The following is a 22,013-nucleotide window of genomic DNA, read 5'->3' on the forward strand; positions in this document are numbered from 1 at the left end:
TGTACTGTCTTGAAGGGTTGCGCTTGCCGGCGGGGTTCAGGCCGGCGTCGGTTCACTGGCGGCGTGGTGCTGCAATAGCGCGGCCGCCATGGAGGAAGTGGTCACCAGATGGGTGAAAAAACGGCCGGCGATGGCGGCCTTGAGAGGTTCGAGCTTCTCGTCCTCCTGCACCACCATCAGGCGCTTCGGAATGGCGCGGATGGCGTCGAAATCGGCCGAGATCATGCGCCGGTTGTAATCGCAGTCGAGCAGTTTGCCATCGGCGGTGATGATTTGTCCCGCAATGACGCCGGTGGCCCCCATCGCTTTCAGCCGCCCAAGCTCTTCGATGCTGAGCGCGCCGCATTTTATGACATGGCTGTCGGTATCGAGCGCTCCGACCGTGAAGAGGGCCAGATCGCAGGCGCCGATACCGTCGAGCTGTTCGCGGATGACCGGCTCTTCGCGCAGAGCCTGAGCCAGTCCCTCGGTGCTCAGGACCAGCGGTGCGTAGAAGTTGAGCCCCTTGGCGTTGAGCCGGCGGGCGATCTCCATGGTGCACTGGTCGGGACGGTAGGCATAGGGCGAGCCGAGATTGCCGCACATTTCCACGACGGTCACGCCTTCGCGGTCGGCATAGCTCATCGCGTCGGCGATGTCGTAGACGGTGCGGCCCCAGGCGACGCAGACCCGATTCCCGTTCTCGACCATTTCGAGAAAGACATTGGCAGCCAGCGTCGGAATTTCGGAGGCTGGGGAGGGTGAAAGGGAATCCTCCCCCACGAGCCACACGGTTTCGAGGCCGAACGTATCTTCCATCTGGCGCGCGAGGCGCTCGCCGCTGAAAAGATGCGTGGAGGTGGAGATGTTGACGATACCGGCCTCACGGGCCTTGCGCAGATAGAGCGCCACGGATGCGCGCGAGATGCTCAGCCGCTGCGCCACCTCGTCCTGACGCAGGCCATGCGTGTAATATAGCCAGGCGGCCTTGTGTATGATCTGCTCTGCAGGACGATAAGCCATTCCGCGCCTCCTTTCGACATTATTCATGGCGATTGACAAAAGTCAATTCGCAGCCGGGAAGAACCGGGAGACCGGGGAAGGCGGTCCCGTCAAGGCGCGGCTCGCTTGTCCTTGGCGGACGGTTGACGCTTGTCCGTAGCGGACGGTTGATCGGGTCGCACGGGGGGATGCAGGTATGAGAAAGGCCGGGATGCGCGATGCATCCCGGCCTTTGCCGTGTTGTCTGCTGCCAGGCAGCGCAGGCTGCGCTGCCGGACGATCAGTAACCGCGCGGGCAACGGGCCTCGTAGCGGCGGCCGTATTCGTCGCGATAGATGCAGCGGTTGCGGTTTTCCGATGCGCGACCGACCAGAGCGCCGGCCACCGTGCCGATGGCACCGCCGATGATGGCGCCTTCGACCTTGTTGCCGGAAGCGAGCGCGCCGATGGCCGCACCGCTGGCGCCGCCAAATGCCGCGCCCTGTTCAGTCGGGGTGCAGGCAGCAACACCGAGAAGCAGTGCCGGCACGAGAAGCAGTGACTTTTTCATGTGTCCTCTCCAAATGGTTTTCATCATAAGCTACAGACATCGATTTGGTTCCATCTGAAGCTATGCAGTTAATGGTGTCCCTATAGCCGTATAACATGGACATAAAATCCGGCAAAAGTCCGAGAGACAAGCGTAGTTTGTGTCGATTTCTCGTCTTGTTGTGTGAAAATGACCGTTGATTGCGGGCTATTTGCACGCCTCGCCAATGGAATTTGGCGATTTCCGGGCGGAATTTTGGTGAAAAAGGGTTCCATCCGTCTCCGATTTGCGTGAGTCTGGTCTCAATCCGCACGGACAAGGTCGCATACAGACCATGCGCGATCATGTGTTTTGGTTCACGGTCCCGAGTGTGGAGGAATGTTCCGGGGACGGGCGGCCATTCTGTCATTTGCTTCCAGCCTCGGACAGATATGGAGTGAGACATGTCCAATGAAATCGTTGAGGAGGACCACGGGCTCGAGCCCGGGCAGGATAACATTCGGCTGCTTGGTCTGGACGTTCACAACCCTGTTTTCTTCGTTTCCGCTGTTCTGATCATTGCCTTCGTGATCATCGCCCTGATGTTTCAGGAAGCGTCGGGAAGTGCACTTGGCGGACTGCGGGTCTGGCTGACTTCGACCTTTGACTGGGTCTTCATGCTGTCAGCAAATCTATTCGTGGTGTTTTGTGTTCTTGTCGCGGCAACGCCACTGGGCAAAGTCAGGCTGGGCGGCAAGGATGCAGTGCCCGAATATTCCTATTCCGGCTGGTTCGCGATGCTCTTTGCGGCTGGCATGGGTATCGGCCTGATGTTTTTCGGCGTGCTTGAGCCGATGTATCATTTCAACAACCCGCCGCTTGGTCTGGAGGCACCATTGGCCGATGGCGAACTCGTGGCGAGCGCGGTGCCGGCGGCCCGTGAAATGGGCATGGCGGCAACCATCTTTCACTGGGGGCTTCATCCCTGGGCGATTTACGCGGTTCTGGCGCTGTCGCTCTCGCTTGCCGCTTACAACAAGGGGCTGCCGCTATCCATCCGCTCGGCGTTCTACCCGATTCTGGGCGAACGGGTGCGCGGCTGGCCCGGTCACCTGATCGACATCATGGCGGTTTTCGCAACACTCTTTGGCCTTGCAACGTCGCTCGGCTTCGGTGCCTCGCAGGCGCTTGCCGGCTTGAACGAGCTATATGGTGTTCCGAACACTGACACGATCAAGGTCCTGCTCATCATGGGGATCACCGGCATTGCTTTGATCTCCGTCGTGGCGGGACTGGATGCGGGCGTCAAGCGTCTCTCCGAGATCAACATGGTGCTCGCCATTCTTCTACTTCTGTTTGTGATCATCTTCGGTCCCACACTGGCGATCATCACTGGCTTTTTCTCCAACACATGGTCTTATCTGAAGGAGTTGCCGGAACTCTCGAACTGGGTCGGCCGCGAAGACACGGGCTTCATGCACGGATGGACCACCTTTTACTGGGCCTGGTGGATTTCCTGGTCACCTTTCGTGGGCATGTTCATCGCCCGCGTTTCCAAGGGGCGGACCGTGCGCGAGTTCATCACCTGTGTTCTGATCATTCCCACACTCGTATCGATCCTCTGGATGACCACGTTCGGCGGCACTGCAATGGAGCAGTTCCTGGCCGATGGATACACGGGCGTTCAGGAGACAGTGGTCGATTACGTGCCAGAACTTTCGCTGTTTGCGATGCTGGCCGACCTGCCGCTGGCCGGTGTGAGCTCGCTCATCGGAATCATTCTGGTCATCGTATTTTTCGTTACGTCGTCGGATTCCGGCTCGCTGGTCATCGACACGATCACGGCCGGCGGAAAGATCGATGCGCCGATAGCGCAGCGTGTCTTCTGGGCCATTTTCGAGGGCCTGGTCGCAATCGTTCTGCTGCTTGGCGGTGGACTGGCCGCACTTCAGGCCGGTGCAATCGCGACAGGTTTCCCGTTCGCGATCCTGCTGACCATCATGCTCTATGCCACTTTCAAGGCGTTGCGGCACGAGCGGGAAATCGGCAACTAAACGGGCGCGAAAAAACGCTGAAGATGAGCCTCGGCAAGAAATGCCGGGGCTTTTTCGATCAGGTTCCGCCCTGGACCGGAGCTTCGGCTTCGGAGATGGCTGCCAGGTAATCACGGTAGCTCAGGCATTTCACATCGTCCCTGACGCAAACCTCGCGCGCAAAGCGCTCCAGCGCATTCCAATAGGCACCATCGTTCATGAGGGTAAAATGGAAGCCGAGCTGGACCGGGGTGCGGCGTCCGTCATATTCCCTGTCGAACGTCGCCATAAAGGCATCATAGGCCCGCTGCTCAAACGCGGACGCTGCCTCCGGCTTTTCCCTGCCGCCGGAGTGGCGCACATAAAGGTTGTAGTCCATGGCAATCACCGGCCTGTCGCGAGGGCCCTCCGGTATCAGTGGGAGAGAAAAATGCGCGAGGCCATTGCGGGTTCTGGGCAACTCCGGACCGCGTGAGACAGCGCTGGCGTCATAGGCAAAGCCCTTCTTCTCAAGCGTCTTGAACAGTCCCTTGCTCGTTGAAAGGTATGGCGCTCTGAAACCGCGTATTTCCTTGCGCGCGAAATCCCGCCAACCCTCGGGCTCACCCTTGATCCCGTTGACCTTCCAGGCGTCTGTGACAATGGCCGCGAACTGATCGAACTCCTGCGCCCAGTCGTCCGCGCTCCAATTTTTCCCATCGAAATGACCGCAGCCATGACTTGCCAGCTCGTGCCCTTCGGCACGGGCGGACCAGATCTGACCGAGCCGTTCCTCGACATCCTCCTGCGAATACCCGCTGCCGACATTCGAGCGGCCCCGGGCCATGCCGGGTGCCTGATAGGTTTTGCGCGTCTCCGGAGACAGGAGGTAAACGCAGGAAAGGAAATAGGTGAAGTGCGCGCCTGTTTCCCTGCCAAGCGCACGGCTGCGCTCCCACTGTTCCAGATGCAGGGCGCCGTCAAAGGAGATGATCACGTATTGCGGCGACTTCGCCTCTTTCGTGTTCCCGGCAAAGCAGGAACCTGTCAACGCCAGTGCCGTTGCACCGGCGCAGAGAAATTTGAGCATGATCACGTAATCCGCTATGCAATTCGAAGGGCAGGGTTACTGGCCAAATATGGCCGAGTTTGGAAAGCAGTATCGTTTTACGGCATCGGGCGTTGGCGCCGAATCAACAGAATCGGAACGAAATGACAGCCCCCCCTTCCATGGCGGCAAATTTCGTCTAAAAAGCCGGAAACCGGAAAAGCGCGGGAAGTACCCGCCAGGCATGGGTCGCATATGTCCGACGACAGTTTCATTCGCGAAGTCAATGAAGAGCTTCGCCAGGATCAGTTCAAATCTCTGTGGCGTCGTTTCGGCCCCATTGCGATCGGCGCAGCCGTTCTGCTCGTCATCGCCACGGCCGGCTATGTCGGCTATGAGCGCTGGACATCCTCCCGCGCAAATGCTTCTGGCGATGCTTTTTCCCAGGCACTGGAGCATGCCCGCCAGGGCGAGAACGATGAAGCGCTCGCCGCTTTCAAAGAACTGGAAGAGAGTGGCTATGGCTCCTATCCGCTTCTGGCGCGCATGCGTTCTGCCACCGTTCTGGCTGCCGATGGCGACGCGGAAGGTGCCGTGGCTGCGTTCGATGCAATTGCGGCGGACCGTTCGGTAACCGATGTGATCGCCGACATTGCTCGCCTTCGGGCAGGGCTTCTTCTGGTAGATCACGGATCCTATGCGGACGTTTCAGCACGTGTTGAAACATTGACGGCGGATGGAAACGCGCTGCGCCACACGGCGCGCGAGGCGCTTGGTCTTGCAGCATGGAAGGAAGGCAAGCGCGACGACGCGCTTCAGCTCTTCCAGCAGATTTCCGGCGATGCCGAGGCACCCCGCAACACGCGCCAGCGCGCCGAGATGATGATCGAGCTGATCCTCGGCTCAAGCCCGGCGGAATAGCCGGAGACCGGTGAGCCAAGATGGCCTTCAAGCTTGCAATCATCGGCCGGCCGAATGTCGGCAAGTCGACACTGTTCAACCGGCTTGCCGGTCGGCGTCTGGCCATTGTCGATGATACGCCCGGTGTAACGCGTGACCGCCGCTCCCATACTGCCCGCCTTCAGGACCTCAAGTTTGAGGTAATCGACACGGCCGGTCTGGAAAGTGCTGCAGCGCCGACACTGGAGGGCCGCATGCGTGCCCAGACCGAGCAGGCGATCGAAGAGGCCGATATTGCGCTTTTCATGATCGATGCCCGCGCCGGTGTGATGCCCGATGATGCGACCTTCGCCAATCTCCTGCGCCGCAGCGGCAAGCCGGTTGTGCTGGTCGCCAACAAGATGGACGTGAATGCCGCCCGCAGCGGGGTTCTTGACGCGTGGGAACTGGGGCTGGGTGATCCGGTCGAGGTGTCGGCGGAACACGGTCTCGGCATGTCCGATCTGCGTGACGCCATCGTCGAGGCGCTTGGCGAGGACCGGGCATTGGCGGAAGATCCGGAAGAGGCCGTTCTCACGACAGACGAAATCACGGTCGGCGAGGATGTGGAGCCCGATTCGGAAGAAGAGGCAGTCTACGATTCGTCCAAACCGTTGCGGATCGCAATTGTGGGGCGCCCCAATGTCGGCAAGTCGACGCTGATCAACGCGTTGCTTGGCGAGGAACGCATGCTGACGGGCCCCGAAGCCGGCATCACGCGCGATTCGATTTCCGTCGACTGGCAATGGCGTGGCCGCAAGATCAAGCTGTTCGATACGGCCGGCATGCGACGCAAGGCACGCGTACAGGAAAAGCTGGAAAAGCTCTCCGTCTCCGACGGGCTGCGCGCCGTGCGCTTTGCCGAAGTGGTGATCGTGGTTTTTGATGCGACCATCCCGTTTGAGAAACAGGACCTGCAGATCGCCGACCTGATCATCCGCGAGGGCAGGGCGCCGGTCATTGCCTTCAACAAATGGGACCTGATCGAGGACCGGCAGGAGACGCTCGCCGAACTGCACGAAAAGACGGCGCGGCTTCTGCCGCAGGTGCGCGGGCTGCAGGCGGTTCCAATTTCTGCGGAGACCGGGCGCGGCTTCGACAAGCTTATGGAAGCGGTGGAAAAGACCCATCGCACCTGGAACAGCCGCATCTCGACGGGCCGTCTCAACCGGTGGCTGGAAGGCGCGACGGGGCAGCATCCGCCACCGGCCGTGGCCGGACGCCGGCTCAAGGTGAAGTACATAACGCAGATCAAGACACGGCCGCCGGGCTTCGTTGTCTCCTGTTCGCGGCCTGAAGCAATGCCGCAATCCTATGTGCGCTATCTCATGAACGGCCTGCGCGAGACCTTCAATCTCTACGGTGTACCGATACGTGTGGCGCTGCGCACCTCCGATAACCCCTATGCGGGTAGGGCGAAAAAGCGCCGTTGAGCGCGGTCTCCAGATTTCCGGTCAGGCAGATGACGGGCTTTGCATGGCAAGGCCCGTTTTTGTTTGCTCTGATGTTCTGCGAGCGGGAGAAGCCTCTCCGTTAACCAGTGATCAAGGTTAACCAAATATGGTTTTGGAAATCGGGTTGAGTTGCGTAGCGGAGAGTGTGGGTGCTTCGTCGGAGTGGAAGAATACCGCGCAAGGCGGTTGATGAATCGCGTTCCTTTCTGGCGCCAGCTTTGGTGGCGTTGGGGTTCTGGATCGGGTTTCCGGGCATTGTCGCACACCAGGACATGGCCGGACTGGTTTCCGGAGAAGAGGGCACGGGGCCGCGCTGGGCGGCCTTCGTGGAAAAATCGGTCGCCGGTTCGATCCATCAGGCAGAGATGCCATTTGTCGATGGCGACCTGAAGACAGGCGGCATTTCCGGTTCCGGGATCGCTGCACCCGGCATCGGCAAGATCGCCTTCCGCGGCAAGAAAGGGTTCACCGGAACCACGCCCGACGAGGAGCGCATCAACCGTAAAGAAAAGACCGGGCGTCTCGTGCAGGTCGTACCTGTGCAGCCCCCGAAGCTTTTTGAAGCCGGCACCATATTTGAAAAGACCAGTTTTCTCCTCGAAAAGCCGAAATCCGATCAACCGCTGATGGCGTTTGTTGATCCCGACATCAAGGGCAAGGAAGTACGCATCGCCTCGGCATTCTATATGAAAAAGGACGAGAAGGCCGATCCTTCGCTGCCGCGGGCGATCGCCGAGCTGGTTAACAACGATCAGCCTGATGTTCTTGCCACGGCTTACGCGCCGCAGAAGCCCGACTATGCGAAAGCCTCGCCATTTGCCAGCATCCTGCGCGAAGAGGAGCCGACAGGCGGGCGGTTTATTCCACCCGTTGACGCGAAGGATCATTCCTGGGCGCGGCAACCTCTGCCGGAAACGGTGTTCTCGAAAAGTGAGCAGCAATGTCTTGCGGCCGGAATTTACTTTGAGGCGCGCGGCGAGTCCGTGAAGGGGCAGGCAGCTGTCGCCCAGGTGATCCTGAATCGCGTGCGCAACCCCACCTATCCGAACACGATCTGCGGCGTCGTCTACCAGAACGAGAAATGGCGCAACCGCTGCCAGTTTTCATTCGCCTGTGACGGGATTCGCGACCGTGTGGCTAGCCCGGCGCACTTCAAGACGGCACAGGAGGTGGCGATGGCCACGACGGCAGGCAAGATCTGGCTCCCCGAAGTAGGCTCCTCCACTCACTATCATGCGACTTATGTGCACCCGCGCTGGGCCAATGCAATGCAGCGCATGAAAAAGATCGGCCAGCACATTTTCTACCGCACTTATGGCGGCGGCTGGAACTGACCAGGGCGGCGAAATCCCTCAAATGACGGGTTGAAAAGCGGCATGACCTGCCGCGATTCCCGCTTTCAGCATGGCATTTGGCGCTGCGCGCATTGTCGCATCTAGCCATCATGTTGTTTTTCAAAGAATTTTCGACTTTGTGAATGGCGTCGACAGCGGCTTGACTGGGGCGTGGGCGCTCACTATGTTGCGCGCGACTTTCAAGCGGATAGCCGCTGACCAGCAAACCCGGTACGGAGATTGCGGTGGCCGACAAGGATCAGCCGGACGACCTGGAGCGCCGGCGCGCCGATCTGGAGAAGGCTCTCGCAGAGAAACGACCGGCCAGGCAAGACGGCGGTGAAGGGAAGACGAAGGGCGATATGGCGGGCGCCGCGCAGGCGCTCAGACTGTCCAGCGAGTTTATTGCCGGCGTGGGTGTCGGCGCTGCTCTTGGATGGTTCATCGACCATTTTGCCGGTACGTCTCCCTGGGGACTGATCATTTTCCTGCTCCTCGGTTTTGGGGCAGGTGTTCTGAATGTCCTGCGTTCGGCGGGACTTGTTGCTGAATTTGGGATCCGCTCATCGGATGACGGGCGGGATCCTGAGAAGAAGTGAACGGCGCCCGGGCGCCAGACCAGAAGTGAGGGGGGCCAGGTGGCCAACGATCCGATCCATCAGTTCCAGATCTCCAAGTGGATTCCCATTGAGGTCGGCGGACTGGATTTCTCCTTTACGAACTCGTCCGCCTTCATGGTTGCGACGGTGGTCGCTGCCGGGGCTTTTCTGTTCCTGACGACGTCGAGCCGTGGCCTGGTGCCTGGCCGCCTGCAGTCGATCTCGGAGATGAGCTACGAGTTTGTGGCTTCCATGCTGAGAGATTCGGCGGGCTCGCACGGGATGCGGTTCTTCCCGTTCGTGTTCTCGATCTTCATGTTCGTCCTGATGGCCAACCTTCTTGGTCTCTTCCCTTACTTCTTTACAGTGACCAGCCACATCATCGTCACCTTCGCGCTCGCGCTTCTGGTGATCGGAACGGTTGTCGTCTATGGTTTCTGGAAGCACGGTTTCGGCTTCCTCAGGCTTTTCGTGCCGCAGGGGGTGCCCGGTGTGGTTGTCCCGCTGGTGGTTCTGATCGAGATTGTCTCGTTCCTGTCGCGTCCGGTCAGCCTTTCGGTTCGTCTCTTCGCAAACATGCTGGCGGGACACATCACGCTCAAGGTTTTTGCCGGCTTCGTCACCTCCATGAGCGCGCTTGGTGCGGCCGGTGTGGCCGGTGCCATTCTGCCGCTGATCATGACCGTGGCGATCACCGGTCTCGAATTCCTCGTCGCCTTCATGCAGGCCTACGTCTTTGCCGTTCTGACCTGCATGTATCTGAACGATGCCGTCCATCCGGGCCACTGATCAAGAGGTTTGAAAAGTCTGGCTTCGTACTGGCCTCAAGGGTCGGTCAGAGGAAAACAGGTTTCACCGGCGGTTTCCGCCAAGTCTGAAGAAAACACGCAAATCCGCGATCACAAGGAGTTTTAAAATGGAAGTAGAAGCAGCAAAGGCTATCGGCGCCGGTATCGCTTGTTTCGGCATGGCCGGTGCAGCGCTTGGCCTCGGCAACATCTTCGGCAGCTATCTTTCGGGCGCCCTGCGCAACCCGTCGGCAGCAGACGGCCAGTTCGGCCGCCTGATCTTCGGCTTCGCCGTGACGGAAGCTCTCGGCATCTTCTCGCTGCTCATCGCTCTGCTCCTCCTCTTCACCTAAGCGCGCCTTTCGTGTGCGTGGCCGGCCGCTTTCGGGCGTCCGGCCGGTTTTAAAAGAGGTAGACAATGTTTGTGGCATCGGCATTCGCAGCCTCGGCGCAAGACGCCGCGGAAGCGACCCATTCGGAAACCGGCGTGGCGTCTGACGGCGCACACGAAGCCGGCTTCCCGCCTTTCGATTCGTCCACATTTCCGTCGCAGATCCTGTGGCTGGCGATTACCTTCGGGCTGTTCTACCTGTTCCTGAAGCGCGTCGTGCTGCCGCGCATCGGCGGCATTCTGGAAGTGCGGCGTGACCGCATTGCCCAGGATCTCGACCAGGCGGCGCGGATGAAGGAAGAGGCGGACGAGGCTGTTGCTGCCTATGAGCAGGAGCTGGCTGACGCCCGCAAGAAGGCCAATGTCATCGGCCAGGAAGCCCGTGACGCCGCCAAGGCGGAAGCGGACGCGGAACGTCGTGAGATCGAGAAGCAGCTAGACGCCAAGCTCGATGAGGCCGAAAAGCGCATCGCCTCGATCAAGGAAACGGCCATGAAGGACGTGGGTACGATTGCCGAGGACACGGCAGCCTCCATCGTCCAGGAACTGGTCGGCGGCCAGCTCGACAAGACTGCGGCGAAAGCCGCCGTCAAGTCCGTGAAGCAGTAGGAGAGGGCCATGGACGCGACATTCTGGGCGTTTGTAGCCCTGATCATCTTCCTGGGGGTCCTTGCTTATTTCAAGGTGCCCGGCATGATCAACGGGGCGCTCGACGGGCGTGCCGAACGCATCCGCAACGAGCTGGATGAAGCGCGCAAGCTGCGCGAGGACGCGCAGCAACTGCTCGCCGAGTATCAGCGCAAGCGGCAGGAAGCCGAGCAGGAGGCGCAGGACATTGTCAGCGCCGCCAAGCACGAGGCCGAACTGATCGTCAAGGAAGCCAAGCAGAAGACGGATGAATATGTCGCCCGTCGCACGGCCCTTGCCGAACAGAAGATCGAACAGGCCGAGCAGGACGCGGTGAACGAGGTGCGCGCGAGCGCCGTGGACCTCGCCGTGGAAGCCGCGCGCAGCATTCTGGCCGAGAAGGTCGATGCCAAGACCGGCGGAGAGCTGTTCAAGGCTTCGATCCAGGACGTGAAGTCGAAGCTGAACTGACGGGCTTTCGGAAGCTGAACATTTTGAAACGCCGCCGTTTCCGGCGGCGTTTCTTATTGAGCATCACACTGGTGGCTCATAGGGCACATCAAGCAGGGAACAGAGCTCGCTCAGGCATTCCTCGAACGAGGGCTCCATGTCGGTATAGGCAAAGGCGACCTGCTGGAAGACCTCCATGCACAGATGACCGTAGAGCCTGATCCAGCATTTTAAAAAGACATGGGCCGCGTCGGGCGGCAGGAGGCCGTCGATACGGCTGCTGAACGCGATGAGCTGGTCGACCTGCGTGGTCGGCATGTCGTCGAGGTCCGGGATGGGAAACCGTTGCGTGTGCCAGATTGCGGCGACCTGTTCGAGAAATACCTGACCGAACGCACCGGGGGATGCCTGTTCCGTGACATGCGGAAGCGCGGCAGCCCGACTGACGGCCACGGGGTCTGCGAACAGCCAGCCAAACTCGGCTGAGTGCGCGAGCGCCCAATGGCGCAGCGCCCGGCAGATGGCATTCAGACGGCGGCCCGGCGTGTCGGCCCCGGGATGCTTGCCAGCCGCGCGCATGAAAGCAATCAACTCCTCGAAAAACTGCTCGCGCAGTGCTTCGATCAGAGCAGCCTGGCTTGGATAATAGCGATAGAGGGCCGGGCCGCTCATGCCCATTCTGCGCGCAATCGCGTTGATGGTGACCGCGCCGCTTCCTTCATGAACAAGCAGGTCCCGGGCGATCGTATGGATCTCACGAAAAGTGGCAGCACGTAGAGCCGCTTTTCGGCTCGGCGTGCGTACTCTCTCGGCAGTTTTCATTTTCACCGCTATGCCATATAATTTTAGTTATGCTATCTAACAAAAATTAAATGTGCAAACAGGGATTGTCATGTCGGTACTCGTGGTCGGACTCCTCGTCTTTCTTGGCATTCATTCCCTGCGCATCTTCGTTCCGGACCTGCGCACCGGGGTGATGGAAGCCCATGGAGAGCGCGCGTGGCTTTTGCCCTACACCGCAGCTTCGATCCTCGGGCTCGTCCTGATCATCTGGGGCTACGGGCTGGCGCGTCTCGACCCAGCGCTGGCTTACTCGCCGCCGGCTTCGCTGCGTCACCTGGCCATTCTTCTCCTGCTGCCGGTCTTTCCCCTGCTGATCGCCGCCTATGTCCCCACGCGACTGCGAGTGGCAGTGAGGCATCCCATGCTTCTGGCCACGATTCTGTGGGGCATCGCTCATCTGATGGCGAACGGAACGCTGGCGGACCTCGCCCTTTTCGGCGGCTTCGCGGTCTGGGCGGCAATCGACTGGATCTCGGCGGCTAACAGACCAGGCAACGGCAAGATCAGACAGCCTGACGGCTGGACGCGGGATATGATTGCCATTCTAGGCGGGCTGGTGATCTATGGCCTGATTATCGGCGGCCTCCACCAGTGGCTGATCGGTGTTTCGCCTCTCTGAGGCGGGTAGCGACGGTCCAAGATCGCGCAGCGGGGCGAAGCTCATCCGGTGCAGGCGCGATACCGCGCCATGCTCGGTCAGGGCGGAGCGATGGCGCTTTGTCCCATATCCCATATGTGCCTCGAAACCGTAAGCGGGCGCGACGCCGCCGGCGCGCATCATCATGCGGTCCCGCGTGACTTTTGCGACGATTGAGGCAGCGGCTATCGACTGGCTGCGCTGATCGCCCTTCACCACGGCACGTGCCGGGCAGCAAAGCCCCGGCGGCACATCGCGGCCATCGGCCAGCGCAAACAGCGGCGTGACGCACAGCCCGGCGGCAGCTCGGCGCATGGCCTCCAGGCTGGCGCGCAGGATGTCGGACCGGTCTATGTTTGCCGCGCAGATAGACGCTACGGAGACGCTGACGGCCATCTCGATAATGGCTTCGAAGAGCCGGTCGCGCGCCTCGGCGGGCAGCCGCTTGGAATCGTCAAGCCCATCGGGCAGGCGGTTTGCATCGAGGATGACAGCGGCGGCGACTACAGGACCGGCGAGCGGACCGCGCCCAGCCTCGTCGAGACCTGCAACAGGGGCGAGACCCTCGCGCAGGAGCGCGGCCTCCATCTGGAAGTCGGGACGAACAGGCAGATCAAAAAGAGTGGGAGAATCGGAACGCGTGCGAGCCATAATGCGGCGATGCTCGCATCGCTTCCGATTCTCCGCAAGGGCCTCCCGGCAACGAGGGGGCGGATGGGCCGGGAAGCGCCCGTCGGCTACGGGGATGCAAAGCCGGACGGGAAGTGGGGGCGTGAGAAGCAGTACTTTCTCATGGAAACACGGTACCGCTCCGATGCGTCAATATTCCAATCCAAGCCTGGAACAGGCGGGCGGACCGGCCGGGAAACGGTCAAAGCAGCATGAGCTGTTCGCCTCCCGGTTGCGGTTGTTTGAACAGGTCCGTCCTCAGTTTGCGTTTTTCCTGGTTGAGCCCGAGCCGCTTTGCCGCGATCTCGAAGCGCCGGCCGATCTGCCAGGCATAGGGGCCTGTGCCCTTCATCCGCTTGCCCCATTCGGCGTCGTAATCCTTGCCGCCGCGCATGGAGCGGATCAGCGAGAGAACATGACGATAGCGGTCGGGCGCGTGGCGCAGGAGCCATTCCTTGAAGATGGGGCTGACCTCCAGCGGCAGACGCAGGATGATATAGCCCGCCTCGCGCGCGCCGGCGGTGGCTGCCGATTCCAGAATGCGCTCGATCTCGCAATCGGTGAGGCCGGGAATGACGGGGCCCATCATCACGGATGTCGGTATGCCGGCGTCGGTCAGCGCACGGATGGCTTCCAGTCGCCGCGAGGGCGTTGCCGCGCGCGGTTCCATGGTACGCGCCAGCTTGCGGTCCAGTGTGGTGACGGAAAGAGCGACCTTGGCCAGTCCCTTCTCCGCCATGCGCGAAAGAATGTCGATATCGCGCATGACGAGAGCCGATTTGGTGACGATGCCCACCGGGTGCGCGTGCGCCTCCAGCACTTCGAGGATTTCGCGCATGATGCGGTATTTTTTCTCGATGGGCTGATAGGGATCGGTGTTGGTGCCGATGGCGATCGTGCGCGGCTGATAGCCCGGTTTGGAAATCTCACGCTCCAGAAGCCGTGCGGCATCCGGTTTGGCAAAGAGCTTTGCCTCGAAGTCGAGCCCCGCCGACAGGCCCATATAGGCGTGGGTGGGGCGGGCGAAACAATAGACGCAGCCATGCTCGCAGCCGCGATAGGGATTGATGGAGCGGTCAAAGGAGATGTCGGGCGAGGTGTTGCGCGTGATGATGGTGCGCGGCCTCTCCACCTGGACCTCGGTCTTGAAGGGTGGCAATTCCTCAAGCGAGCCCCAGCCATCGTCAAAGACATGGCGGGAGACAGGCTCATAGCGGCCCGATGGATTGATGCCCGCAGCACGGCCCCGCCGGCGCTCGGAATCGATGCGAATGCCCGACCGGTCGATCACCGTGTTGGCCATCGCGGCCCCGCCGCCATCGAAGGCGGCTGCATCTGCTCTCACAATCTGTTCCATGGCTTGCTCCATGACTGAGCGATTTCGCTGGCTTTCCAGTACGCGGGGCCAGGTTATGACCCTGGAGCCGAAAGCAGAATCAGCGTCGCTGCCGATGAATCTATTCCTATTCGAATAATGAGAACAAAGCAAGAACTTTTGGCGAGATTGAGGCTGGTGAATATTCCACAGGCGTGCGGAAGGGCTGGCGGGGGCGGTGCCGCGTTCTCCGGCTTTTCAGGGGCGGGAAGGGATCAGGCGGACTTGCCGCCGCCGCGCTTCAGGTGTTCGGCAAGGCGCGGCATGATTTCCACGAAATTGCAGGGCATGTGCCGGTAGTCGAACTGGTCTTTCAGAATACCGTCCCAGGCATCACGGCAGGCGCCGGTGGAGCCCGGCAACACGAAAACAAAGGTCTGGTCGATCAACCCGGCCGTGGCGCGCGACTGGACGGTGGACGTGCCGATTTTTTCGTAGGAGATGCGGTGGAAGACCTGCGAGAAGCCATCCATGCGCTTGTCGAACAGCGGTTCCAGCGCCTCTGGCGTCACGTCGCGCCCGGTGAAGCCGGTGCCACCCGTGGTGATGACGGCATCGACGCCGGGATCGGCGCACCACAGTTTGACGGCCATCTGGATGGCTTCGATATCGTCTGCGACGATCTTTCGATCGGCGAGCGTGTGGCCGGCCTCCGCGATGCGCTCGGCAAGGGTCTGGCCGGAGCGGTCGTCCTCAAGACCGCGCGTGTCGGAAACGGTCAGCACCGCGAAGCGGACGGGGATGAATTCACGCGCGGGCGTAGTTGAAATGGGCATGGTCAGCTCGGGTGCTTTGGGACGCTCTGGTTTCGGTGGCAAGGACAAACCAGTCCGGATGGCGCTCTTCGAGAAGGGCAGCGGCCTGATATGCCTCATGACGGGAAGAAAAGACGCCGAAGCACGTGGCACCGGAGCCGGACATGCGGGAAAAGAGCGCACCGGCTCGCCTCAGCGCGCCACGGGCATCCTCGATCTGTGGCACAAGCTGACAGGCCGGCTCCTCCAGATCGTTGCGCGCCTCTTGAAGCCAGTTGGCGGCCGAAGCCGTGTCGGCAAACACGGCAAGGGCGGGCAGGGGAGGATTCTCGCGCCGCTCGAGTCTGGAAAAGACCTCGGGCGTGGAAACCGGAATATTGGGGTTCACCAGAACAAGTGGCAGGGCCGGGAATTGCGGCAGTTCCTCAAGCGCCTCGCCGATCCCGCGTGCAAGAAGCGGTTTCGATGAAAGACACATGGGGACATCCGCGCCGAGGCTGAGGCCAAGCCTGGCGAGCGCGGCTTCATCGACGTCGATCTGCCAGTGGCGGACGAGCAGCCTGAGCGCGGCAGCCGCATCTGCCGAACCGCCACCAATGCCGGAGGCGACAGGCAGGTTTTTTTCAAGGTGCAGATGAACGGGAGCGCGGGCTCTCTCCCCGAATGTTTCGCGCAGAAGATCGCGGGCGCGGGTGACGAGATTGGTCTCGCCGATGGGGACATGAGCCGCGAAATGGCCGGAAACGAAGAAATCGTCTTCCGCCCCGTCTTCCACTTCGAGCAGGTCGCCATGGCTGGAAAAGGCCACAAGACTGTCCAGCAGATGAAATCCGTCCGCACGCCGTCCAGTGACGTGCAGCGCCAGGTTCACCTTCGCAGGGGCGATCATGCTGGACATCGCTTGTCTCAGGTATCAGTCTTTGGCGACGCGGTATTCGCCGGTCTTCGGGTCGTAGACGAGCGTTCCCATGCTGCCATTCGCCGCCTCCTTGCGGGCGCGCCGGGCCTTCGCGGTCACGCGCTCTGCCTCGCGGACGAATTTGCGGTAGCCGACATAGGCCACCACGCCGACCGCGGCAAAGAAGATCAGTTGCGGCATTGTCGATCCTCCGGTTTCACGCGCGCGAGTTTAACGCCCGGTCGCGCCTCGTCAAAGTCCAAAGCGGCGCCAGAGCGCCTGTTCCTCGGCCGCCTCGATCAGACCCGTCGCGGCATTGCCGGCGATTGCAGCACCAAGATCCGGAATGCTACCGGCGCTGCCGGAAATGCCGAGCTTGCGCCCGAACAGGCCGCGCGGCTGGGTGATGAGAGCGAGCTTCGTCTTATTGCCATAGCGCTCCTTCAAAACGGAGCGCATGTCGCCGAGGCCGTCGACCAGTCCCAGTTCAAGCGCGTGCGTGCCCGTCCAGAAGGCGCCGGTGAAAAGCTCCGGATCGTCGGCGAGCTTGGCGCCGCGCCGCTCCTTGACGAGATTGATGAACATCTCGTGCATTTCGAGCTGCAGGGCCTTGAGACGCTCCACGTCTTCCTTCTTTTCCGGCTGGAAGGGATCGAGGATCGCTTTGTTCTGGCCGGCCGTGTGAACCCGGCGCTCGACGCCGATCTTCTTGATAAGCTCCTGAAAGCCGAAGCCGGCGGACACGACGCCGATGGAGCCCACGATGGAGGAAGGGTCGGCGATGATCTCGTCGCCCGCTGCGGCAATCATGTAACCGCCGGACGCAGCAACATCCTCGACGAAGATGAAGACCTTCCGGTCTTTCTCCACCGCCAGATCGCGGATGCGGCGGAAGATCAGGCGCGACTGCACGGGCGAGCCGCCCGGCGAATTGAGCGCGATGGCAACGGCCGGCGCATCGGGGACAGCAAACGCCTTCTCGATCACGGTCGCGGTGGTGGCGAGCGAGAGGTTCTGGCGCGTCAGGCTGTTGGACGGCATGATCGCGCCGGAAAGCCGGATCACCGGAATGGTGACGGCATCACCGCGAAGTTTTTTGGGGACGAGGCGGCTGACAAGGCGTCGCAAGGGCGTGCTTACTCCAGAAAAATGGAACGTGTTGCTCGTGAGCATGTAGGCATTTGCGCGGTTCGTGCAATGGCCGGGCTCGTTCAATCGCCGAAAAGCGCCGCCTGTCCGTTGGTCAGCGCCTCGGCGCGTTCGGTCACCTGGTTGTCGGCGTCGCGCAGGATGAGGGGCGGCTCCAGTGTCAGCCCGGCACGGTTGCCCTTCTGGGCACGCAGGAGGATACGGATTGCCGGGTTCCCGGAACGTCCATGCACCGGCACGATGCGTGCGGCACCGAACCGGCCCTTCAACGCGTCGAGAATGGGCGAGAGCGAAGCGGGACGGGCGATCAGCGCCAAAAACCCTCCGGGCATGGTGATGGCGGCTGCCGTGCGCAGCCAGGTTTCGAAAAGCGTGTCGTCCATCACATGGGCCACCCGTTTCAATGCATCCGGCGTGGCACGGTCGCTGGGGCTGTTGAAGGGCGGGTTCATGATCGTCGCCGCATAGGCATTGCGCAAAAGCCCGGCCCTCTCGCGTGCATCGCCTGAAAGCGTGACATCGGCCTCAATCAGGCGCACGCGGCCAGACAAAGCCGAGTTGTGCGGCAGCGCGATGCTGCGGCGGGCGCATTCGGCCATTTCGGGTGCGTTCTCGATGAGGGTCACAAGGGCTTTCCCACAGCGGGCGGCAACCGCGAAGCCGGCAGCCCCCGCGCCGGCGCCGAGATCGGCAATTGCGCCTTCAAGGCCTTTCGGGAGGGCGGAGGCGAGCAGCATCGCGTCGACGCCCGAGCGATGACCGCGACCGGCAGGCTGCACGAGCCGAAACGCATCGCGGTGGAAAGAATCGACGCTGTACCCCGCTTCGGCACTCGTGTCAGGGATTCTGTTCATCGTCGAAACGTGCTTCGTTCTCGATACCGGCGTCTTTTAGCAATTGGAGGGCCGCCGCCTGGTCATCCTCGTCGATCATGACACGGCGCGGCAGAATCCCGAGCGAACCTTCCATGATGCTCATGTTCTGGTCCGCGACGAAAAATGCAATGCCGGCGTCGCGCAGGAGGCTTTCAACGAAGGAAATGACCACGGGATCATTGGTGCGGATGAGTTCGATCATGGGCGCGACGTTGACAGTTTGCGCAACCCCTGTAAACGACTTCGTGATTGGCGGGTAAGCGCACCGTGCGCATTCGCCGCTTGCCCCGCGTGGGGGCGGGGCACTAGATTGCCGGGAAGTTTGGACGTTTCGGTCGGGTTTTTCCTGTCCGTGCCTGGTCGTGATTGGAGGACCATCTGTGGGTGTAGTGTTGAATCTCGATGGCAAGCGTGGCGCAGCCTCCGTCGCGAGCCTCATGGACCTGACCGCCGACGAAATGGCGCGCGTCAACGAACTGATTCTGTCGAAGGCGGGTTCGGATGTCGAACTCATTCCCGAACTCGCGAAGCATCTCATTGATTCCGGCGGCAAGCGCCTGCGCCCCATGGTGACGCTCGCTGCCGCACAGATGTTCGGCTATGAGGGCGAGGGGCATGTGAAGCTCGCCACCAGCGTGGAATTCATGCACACGGCCACCCTGCTGCACGACGATGTGGTGGATGAAAGCGATTTGCGCCGGGGCCGCAAGACCGCCCGCATGATCTGGGGTAACCAGGCAAGCGTTCTGGTGGGTGATTTCCTGCTTGGCCAGGCGTTTCGCATGATGGTCGAGGTCGGATCGCTCGATGCGCTCGACATCCTGTCCACGGCGGCGTCCGTCATTGCCGAGGGCGAGGTGCTTCAGCTCAGCGTCGCCAAGAATCTGGAGACGACAGAGGACGAATATCTGGCGGTCATCAAGGCCAAGACGGCTGCGCTTTTCTCGGCTGCTGCCGAAGTTGGACCGGTCGTGGCAGGTGCAACCCGCAACGACCGCGCGGCGCTGCGCTCCTACGGCACCAATCTCGGACTGGCGTTCCAGCTCGTCGACGATGCACTCGACTATGGCGGCAAGAGCTCGGACCTCGGCAAGAATGTCGGCGACGATTTCCGCGAGGGCAAGGTGACATTGCCGGTAATCCTGAGCTACCGCCGTGGCAGTCCGGACGAACGGGCCTTCTGGAAAAGCGCCATTGAGGAGAATCAGTGCGACGATGCAGCGCTCGAAAAGGCGATCGGGCTTCTGCACAAGCATGGCGCCATTGGCGACACGATCGGGCGGGCGCGCCATTTCGGCGAGATCGCCCGCGACGCGCTGGCTCCGCTCAGGCCCACCCCGCAGAAAGATGCGCTGCTTGACGTGATTGATTTCTGTATCAGCCGCGTGACCTGATAACAGGGGAGACAGTTCTCGTTGAAGCGTTTCCGCAAAAAGGCCATGCTTGTCTGCGAGGAAAGCAGGGATTCCCCAACTTCTTCGCTTCGGCAGAAAAAGGGGAGATGAGGACAAGTATGCAGCGGGATGGTCAATGAGAAAGTGCTTCAACTCGGGACTGTTGGCAACGGTCGGCCTTGCGGGGTTTCTCGCATTCGCTCCTCAGGCAGCGATGGCGAGAGAGGGAGGAGCCGACGATCGTGACCTGATCGCGATTTCCTCTTTCTCCGGTGCTTTCCTGGCCGCACGCGCTGCTGAGGCAGACAATGATTTCGAGAGCGCCATCGACTACTACGAGCGGGCGCTCGCCTTTCAGCCCGACAATCAGGCCATACAGCAAAGCCTGCTCCTTGCCCTGGTCGCTGAAGGTCGGTTTGCCGATGCACTGCCGCATGCACGAGCGCTGAAGTCCGTTCCTGAGATGGAACGCTTCTCGCGGCTTGGGCTCGCCGTCGATGCGCTACGCCATGAGAAATATGCACAGGCGGAAAACTGGCTGAAGCTGGTCCTGGAATCGGATCTTGACCGCCTGATTACATCGATCATGTCTGCCTGGGCGGAGTTGGGGCAGGGGCAGACCGACAGGGCGCTGGCATCTCTCGACGAGCTTGAAGGGCCGGACTGGTATCGCCTGTTCCGCTCCTACCACCGTGCGCTGATGCTCGCGCAGAGCGGGAAAAATGCCGATGCCGAGAAGGCTTTTGATGCCTTGTTGGGCGATGTGACAGCAGCATCGGCCGGGCCGGACACCTATATGCGCGCGGCTGAAGCCTATGCATCCTGGCTTGCCGAACGCGGCGAGAAGGACAAGGCGCTCACAGCGCTTGAAAATGGCGAGAAATACATCACCGGCCGCGCTGCCACGACAATTCTGCGCGAGAAGATCGAGGCTGGCGATACGGTGACCTTTCCGGTCCCTGATCCACGCGCCGGTGCTGCGGAAATCCTGCTCAACATCGCCACCGCTCTCAATCGCGGAGGCGGTGAGCCGTTTGTGAAGCTCTATCTGAATTATGCGCTGGCGCTAAGTCCGGACAATGACGACATCCTGATCCAGCTTGCCTCGTTGGCCGAGCAGCAGAGTGAGCCGGAAAAAGCCATCAGCTTCTATGACCGGATCAAACCCGGCTCGCCCTGGCGCCGGCTGGCCGAACTTCAGACCGGGCTGAACCTTGCCGACCTCGACCGGCATGAGGAGGCGGAAACCTATCTCAATGCCGCCATCGAGAAAGACCCTGACGATATTCGTGCCTATCTTTCGCTGGGCCGCGTTTTTGCGGTTCAGAAGGATTACCGTTCTGCCGCCAATGTCTATGATCGGGCGGTCGAGCGCATTGCAGAGCCGGAGCGCGAACACTGGAGCCTCTTCTACCAGCGCGGCATCGCCTATGAGCGGTTGAAGGAATGGGAGAAGGCAGAGCCGAATTTCTTCAAGGCGCTCGATCTGTACCCGGATCAGCCGCAGGTGCTGAATTATCTGGGTTATTCCTGGGTCGACATGAACATGAAGCTGGAAGAGGGGCTCGAGCTTATCGGCCGGGCGGTCGAACTGCGCCCCAATGACGGCTATATCGTCGATTCGCTTGGCTGGGCGCATTACAGGCTCGGCCGTTACGAGGAAGCGGCAAAGGAGCTTGAGCGTGCCGTTTCGCTGCGTCCCGAGGACCCGGTTCTGAATGATCATCTGGGCGATGCCTACTGGCGCACCGGCCGCAGGCTGGAAGCTACCTATCAATGGTCGCACGCACGCGATCTCGATCCCGAGCCCGATCTTCTGGCCGAGGTGGAGAAGAAATTGAAGGAAGGCCTGCCCGACGAAGAGCCGAAGAAAATTGCCGATGCCTCGACGCCGGAGAAGGTGATCGCCGACGGGACGGCCACCCCCGAAGAATCGCCTGCCGTAAAGGCTGCAGAGCCAGAATCCACCGAAGAGCCGAAGACCGAAACCAAGGCGGTCGAGACCCCGGAAAAGGCAGCTACGGGTGATGCATTTTATACGATCAAGGACGGTGAGACGCTCTGGTCCATCGCTGTCGACCAGCTTGGTGATGGGGAACGGTTCCGCGATATTCTGGCAATCAATCCCGATCTCCAGCGCAATCCTGACCTGCTTCGGGCCGGACAGGAAATCCGTCTCCCTTCCAAGGAACAGTGAAACAGTGAACGGGTAGGCTCATCGGGTTTCCTTCACGACAAACGGGCGGATCACGCGTGGGGATGTTTCAGAAACTGGGGCGATCGATCG

24 protein-coding genes are annotated in these 22,013 nt (G+C 61.1%); 12 read left to right on the forward strand and 12 right to left on the reverse strand.

Going from position 1 to position 22,013, the window contains the following annotated elements:
• Nucleotides 1-36 precede the first annotated feature (36 nt).
• Together HF949_RS08010 and HF949_RS08015 are read right to left on the reverse strand one after the other, a co-directional pair.
• Nucleotides 37-1,002 carry a sugar-binding transcriptional regulator gene (locus HF949_RS08010; protein WP_292899701.1) on the reverse strand — a complete coding sequence of 322 codons (966 nt, stop codon included), beginning with the start codon at nt 1,000-1,002 and terminating at the stop codon, nt 37-39.
• A gap of 259 nt (nt 1,003-1,261) precedes the next feature.
• Nucleotides 1,262-1,531 carry a YMGG-like glycine zipper-containing protein gene (locus tag HF949_RS08015; protein ID WP_292899703.1) on the reverse strand — a complete coding sequence of 90 codons (270 nt, stop codon included), beginning with the start codon at nt 1,529-1,531 and terminating at the stop codon, nt 1,262-1,264.
• Between the two features lie 422 nt (nt 1,532-1,953).
• Between HF949_RS08015 and HF949_RS08020 the strand changes: the two genes are divergently transcribed.
• Entirely contained in the window at nt 1,954-3,543 is a 1,590-nt protein-coding gene (locus HF949_RS08020) for a BCCT family transporter (RefSeq protein ID WP_292899705.1), read from the forward strand.
• Nucleotides 3,544-3,601: 58 nt separating this feature from the next.
• Here the strand turns inward: HF949_RS08020 and HF949_RS08025 are convergent, their stop codons facing one another.
• Nucleotides 3,602-4,591, reverse strand: coding sequence for a polysaccharide deacetylase (locus tag HF949_RS08025; protein WP_292899707.1), 990 nt, complete (start codon nt 4,589-4,591; stop codon nt 3,602-3,604).
• A gap of 213 nt (nt 4,592-4,804) precedes the next feature.
• Between HF949_RS08025 and HF949_RS08030 the strand changes: the two genes are divergently transcribed.
• The 8 genes from HF949_RS08030 to HF949_RS08065 all read left to right on the forward strand — a co-directional run bounded on the left by HF949_RS08030 (nt 4,805) and on the right by HF949_RS08065 (nt 11,152).
• A complete protein-coding gene (locus tag HF949_RS08030) occupies nt 4,805-5,470 on the forward strand; it encodes a tetratricopeptide repeat protein (RefSeq protein WP_292899709.1) in 666 nt (221 codons plus the stop codon).
• 20 nt (nt 5,471-5,490) lie between these two features.
• Nucleotides 5,491-6,921: a ribosome biogenesis GTPase Der gene (der, locus tag HF949_RS08035; RefSeq protein ID WP_292899710.1), complete on the forward strand. Its 1,431-nt coding sequence runs from the start codon at nt 5,491-5,493 to the stop codon at nt 6,919-6,921.
• Nucleotides 6,922-7,091: 170 nt separating this feature from the next.
• Nucleotides 7,092-8,276, forward strand: a complete 1,185-nt coding sequence (locus HF949_RS08040; RefSeq protein ID WP_292899711.1) for a cell wall hydrolase — start codon at nt 7,092-7,094, stop codon at nt 8,274-8,276.
• A 245-nt stretch (nt 8,277-8,521) separates the two neighbouring features.
• Entirely contained in the window at nt 8,522-8,875 is a 354-nt protein-coding gene (locus HF949_RS08045; RefSeq protein ID WP_292899713.1) for an AtpZ/AtpI family protein, read from the forward strand.
• 39 nt (nt 8,876-8,914) lie between these two features.
• The gene (locus HF949_RS08050; RefSeq protein ID WP_292899715.1) at nt 8,915-9,664 is read left to right on the forward strand and encodes a F0F1 ATP synthase subunit A; all 750 of its coding nucleotides are present in this window, start codon (nt 8,915-8,917) and stop codon (nt 9,662-9,664) included.
• 127 nt (nt 9,665-9,791) lie between these two features.
• Nucleotides 9,792-10,016, forward strand: coding sequence for a F0F1 ATP synthase subunit C (locus HF949_RS08055; RefSeq protein WP_065816112.1), 225 nt, complete (start codon nt 9,792-9,794; stop codon nt 10,014-10,016).
• Nucleotides 10,017-10,081: 65 nt separating this feature from the next.
• Nucleotides 10,082-10,663, forward strand: coding sequence for a F0F1 ATP synthase subunit B (locus HF949_RS08060; RefSeq protein ID WP_065816111.1), 582 nt, complete (start codon nt 10,082-10,084; stop codon nt 10,661-10,663).
• 9 nt (nt 10,664-10,672) lie between these two features.
• Nucleotides 10,673-11,152 (forward strand): F0F1 ATP synthase subunit B, encoded by a 480-nt coding sequence (locus tag HF949_RS08065; RefSeq protein ID WP_292899721.1) that lies wholly within the window; start codon nt 10,673-10,675, stop codon nt 11,150-11,152.
• A gap of 63 nt (nt 11,153-11,215) precedes the next feature.
• Here the strand turns inward: HF949_RS08065 and HF949_RS08070 are convergent, their stop codons facing one another.
• Nucleotides 11,216-11,953: a TetR/AcrR family transcriptional regulator gene (locus HF949_RS08070; protein ID WP_292899723.1), complete on the reverse strand. Its 738-nt coding sequence runs from the start codon at nt 11,951-11,953 to the stop codon at nt 11,216-11,218.
• A gap of 70 nt (nt 11,954-12,023) precedes the next feature.
• On the opposite strand from HF949_RS08070, the gene HF949_RS08075 reads away from it, so the two are divergent.
• Entirely contained in the window at nt 12,024-12,593 is a 570-nt protein-coding gene (locus HF949_RS08075; RefSeq protein ID WP_292899725.1) for an NnrU family protein, read from the forward strand.
• Here the strand turns inward: HF949_RS08075 and HF949_RS08080 are convergent.
• From HF949_RS08080 to HF949_RS08115, 8 genes are all read right to left on the reverse strand, one after another.
• Nucleotides 12,519-13,262, reverse strand: a complete 744-nt coding sequence (locus HF949_RS08080) for a ribonuclease HII (RefSeq protein ID WP_292899727.1) — start codon at nt 13,260-13,262, stop codon at nt 12,519-12,521. The genes HF949_RS08075 and HF949_RS08080 overlap by 75 nt on opposite strands.
• 220 nt (nt 13,263-13,482) lie before the next feature.
• Nucleotides 13,483-14,637, reverse strand: a complete 1,155-nt coding sequence (locus tag HF949_RS08085; RefSeq protein ID WP_292899729.1) for a PA0069 family radical SAM protein — start codon at nt 14,635-14,637, stop codon at nt 13,483-13,485.
• Nucleotides 14,638-14,870: 233 nt separating this feature from the next.
• A complete protein-coding gene (moaB, locus tag HF949_RS08090; RefSeq protein ID WP_292899731.1) occupies nt 14,871-15,431 on the reverse strand; it encodes a molybdenum cofactor biosynthesis protein B in 561 nt (186 codons plus the stop codon).
• Nucleotides 15,403-16,299: a 4-(cytidine 5'-diphospho)-2-C-methyl-D-erythritol kinase gene (locus HF949_RS08095; RefSeq protein WP_292900072.1), complete on the reverse strand. Its 897-nt coding sequence runs from the start codon at nt 16,297-16,299 to the stop codon at nt 15,403-15,405. Before HF949_RS08095 ends, moaB begins: the two co-directional genes overlap by 29 nt.
• 24 nt (nt 16,300-16,323) lie before the next feature.
• On the reverse strand, nt 16,324-16,509 hold the full coding sequence (locus HF949_RS08100; RefSeq protein ID WP_292899733.1) for a hypothetical protein: 186 nt from the start codon (nt 16,507-16,509) through the stop codon (nt 16,324-16,326).
• 51 nt (nt 16,510-16,560) lie between these two features.
• Nucleotides 16,561-17,436 carry a S49 family peptidase gene (locus tag HF949_RS08105; RefSeq protein WP_292899734.1) on the reverse strand — a complete coding sequence of 292 codons (876 nt, stop codon included), beginning with the start codon at nt 17,434-17,436 and terminating at the stop codon, nt 16,561-16,563.
• An 83-nt stretch (nt 17,437-17,519) separates the two neighbouring features.
• Entirely contained in the window at nt 17,520-18,311 is a 792-nt protein-coding gene (locus tag HF949_RS08110; RefSeq protein ID WP_292899736.1) for a tRNA1(Val) (adenine(37)-N6)-methyltransferase, read from the reverse strand.
• Nucleotides 18,295-18,534, reverse strand: coding sequence for a putative signal transducing protein (locus tag HF949_RS08115; RefSeq protein ID WP_292899738.1), 240 nt, complete (start codon nt 18,532-18,534; stop codon nt 18,295-18,297). The genes HF949_RS08110 and HF949_RS08115 overlap by 17 nt, the downstream gene beginning before the upstream one ends.
• A gap of 178 nt (nt 18,535-18,712) precedes the next feature.
• Between HF949_RS08115 and HF949_RS08120 the strand changes: the two genes are divergently transcribed.
• Nucleotides 18,713-19,726 carry a polyprenyl synthetase family protein gene (locus HF949_RS08120; RefSeq protein WP_292899740.1) on the forward strand — a complete coding sequence of 338 codons (1,014 nt, stop codon included), beginning with the start codon at nt 18,713-18,715 and terminating at the stop codon, nt 19,724-19,726.
• A gap of 136 nt (nt 19,727-19,862) precedes the next feature.
• Nucleotides 19,863-21,923 carry a tetratricopeptide repeat protein gene (locus HF949_RS08125; RefSeq protein ID WP_292899742.1) on the forward strand — a complete coding sequence of 687 codons (2,061 nt, stop codon included), beginning with the start codon at nt 19,863-19,865 and terminating at the stop codon, nt 21,921-21,923.
• Nucleotides 21,924-22,013 lie beyond the last annotated feature (90 nt).

It is taken from the genome of Nitratireductor sp., assembly GCF_017794765.1.
In the GTDB taxonomy this organism is placed as follows: domain Bacteria; phylum Pseudomonadota; class Alphaproteobacteria; order Rhizobiales; family Rhizobiaceae; genus Nitratireductor.

Bases quoted from the DNA above. Each gene is read 5' to 3' on its own strand.
- HF949_RS08010 (WP_292899701.1), bottom strand. From the start codon at position 1,002: ATGGCTTATCGTCCTGCAGAGCAGATCATACACAAGGCCGCCTGGCTA.
- HF949_RS08015 (WP_292899703.1), bottom strand. From the start codon at position 1,531: ATGAAAAAGTCACTGCTTCTCGTGCCGGCACTGCTTCTCGGTGTTGCT.
- HF949_RS08020 (WP_292899705.1), top strand. From the start codon at position 1,954: ATGTCCAATGAAATCGTTGAGGAGGACCACGGGCTCGAGCCCGGGCAG.
- HF949_RS08025 (WP_292899707.1), bottom strand. From the start codon at position 4,591: ATGCTCAAATTTCTCTGCGCCGGTGCAACGGCACTGGCGTTGACAGGT.
- HF949_RS08030 (WP_292899709.1), top strand. From the start codon at position 4,805: ATGTCCGACGACAGTTTCATTCGCGAAGTCAATGAAGAGCTTCGCCAG.
- der (WP_292899710.1), top strand. From the start codon at position 5,491: ATGGCCTTCAAGCTTGCAATCATCGGCCGGCCGAATGTCGGCAAGTCG.
- HF949_RS08055 (WP_065816112.1), top strand. From the start codon at position 9,792: ATGGAAGTAGAAGCAGCAAAGGCTATCGGCGCCGGTATCGCTTGTTTC.
- HF949_RS08060 (WP_065816111.1), top strand. From the start codon at position 10,082: ATGTTTGTGGCATCGGCATTCGCAGCCTCGGCGCAAGACGCCGCGGAA.
- HF949_RS08065 (WP_292899721.1), top strand. From the start codon at position 10,673: ATGGACGCGACATTCTGGGCGTTTGTAGCCCTGATCATCTTCCTGGGG.
- HF949_RS08070 (WP_292899723.1), bottom strand. From the start codon at position 11,953: ATGAAAACTGCCGAGAGAGTACGCACGCCGAGCCGAAAAGCGGCTCTA.
- HF949_RS08075 (WP_292899725.1), top strand. From the start codon at position 12,024: ATGTCGGTACTCGTGGTCGGACTCCTCGTCTTTCTTGGCATTCATTCC.
- HF949_RS08080 (WP_292899727.1), bottom strand. From the start codon at position 13,262: ATGGCTCGCACGCGTTCCGATTCTCCCACTCTTTTTGATCTGCCTGTT.
- HF949_RS08085 (WP_292899729.1), bottom strand. From the start codon at position 14,637: ATGGAACAGATTGTGAGAGCAGATGCAGCCGCCTTCGATGGCGGCGGG.
- moaB (WP_292899731.1), bottom strand. From the start codon at position 15,431: ATGCCCATTTCAACTACGCCCGCGCGTGAATTCATCCCCGTCCGCTTC.
- HF949_RS08095 (WP_292900072.1), bottom strand. From the start codon at position 16,299: ATGATCGCCCCTGCGAAGGTGAACCTGGCGCTGCACGTCACTGGACGG.
- HF949_RS08100 (WP_292899733.1), bottom strand. From the start codon at position 16,509: ATGCCGCAACTGATCTTCTTTGCCGCGGTCGGCGTGGTGGCCTATGTC.
- HF949_RS08110 (WP_292899736.1), bottom strand. From the start codon at position 18,311: ATGAACAGAATCCCTGACACGAGTGCCGAAGCGGGGTACAGCGTCGAT.
- HF949_RS08115 (WP_292899738.1), bottom strand. From the start codon at position 18,534: ATGATCGAACTCATCCGCACCAATGATCCCGTGGTCATTTCCTTCGTT.
- HF949_RS08125 (WP_292899742.1), top strand. From the start codon at position 19,863: ATGAGAAAGTGCTTCAACTCGGGACTGTTGGCAACGGTCGGCCTTGCG.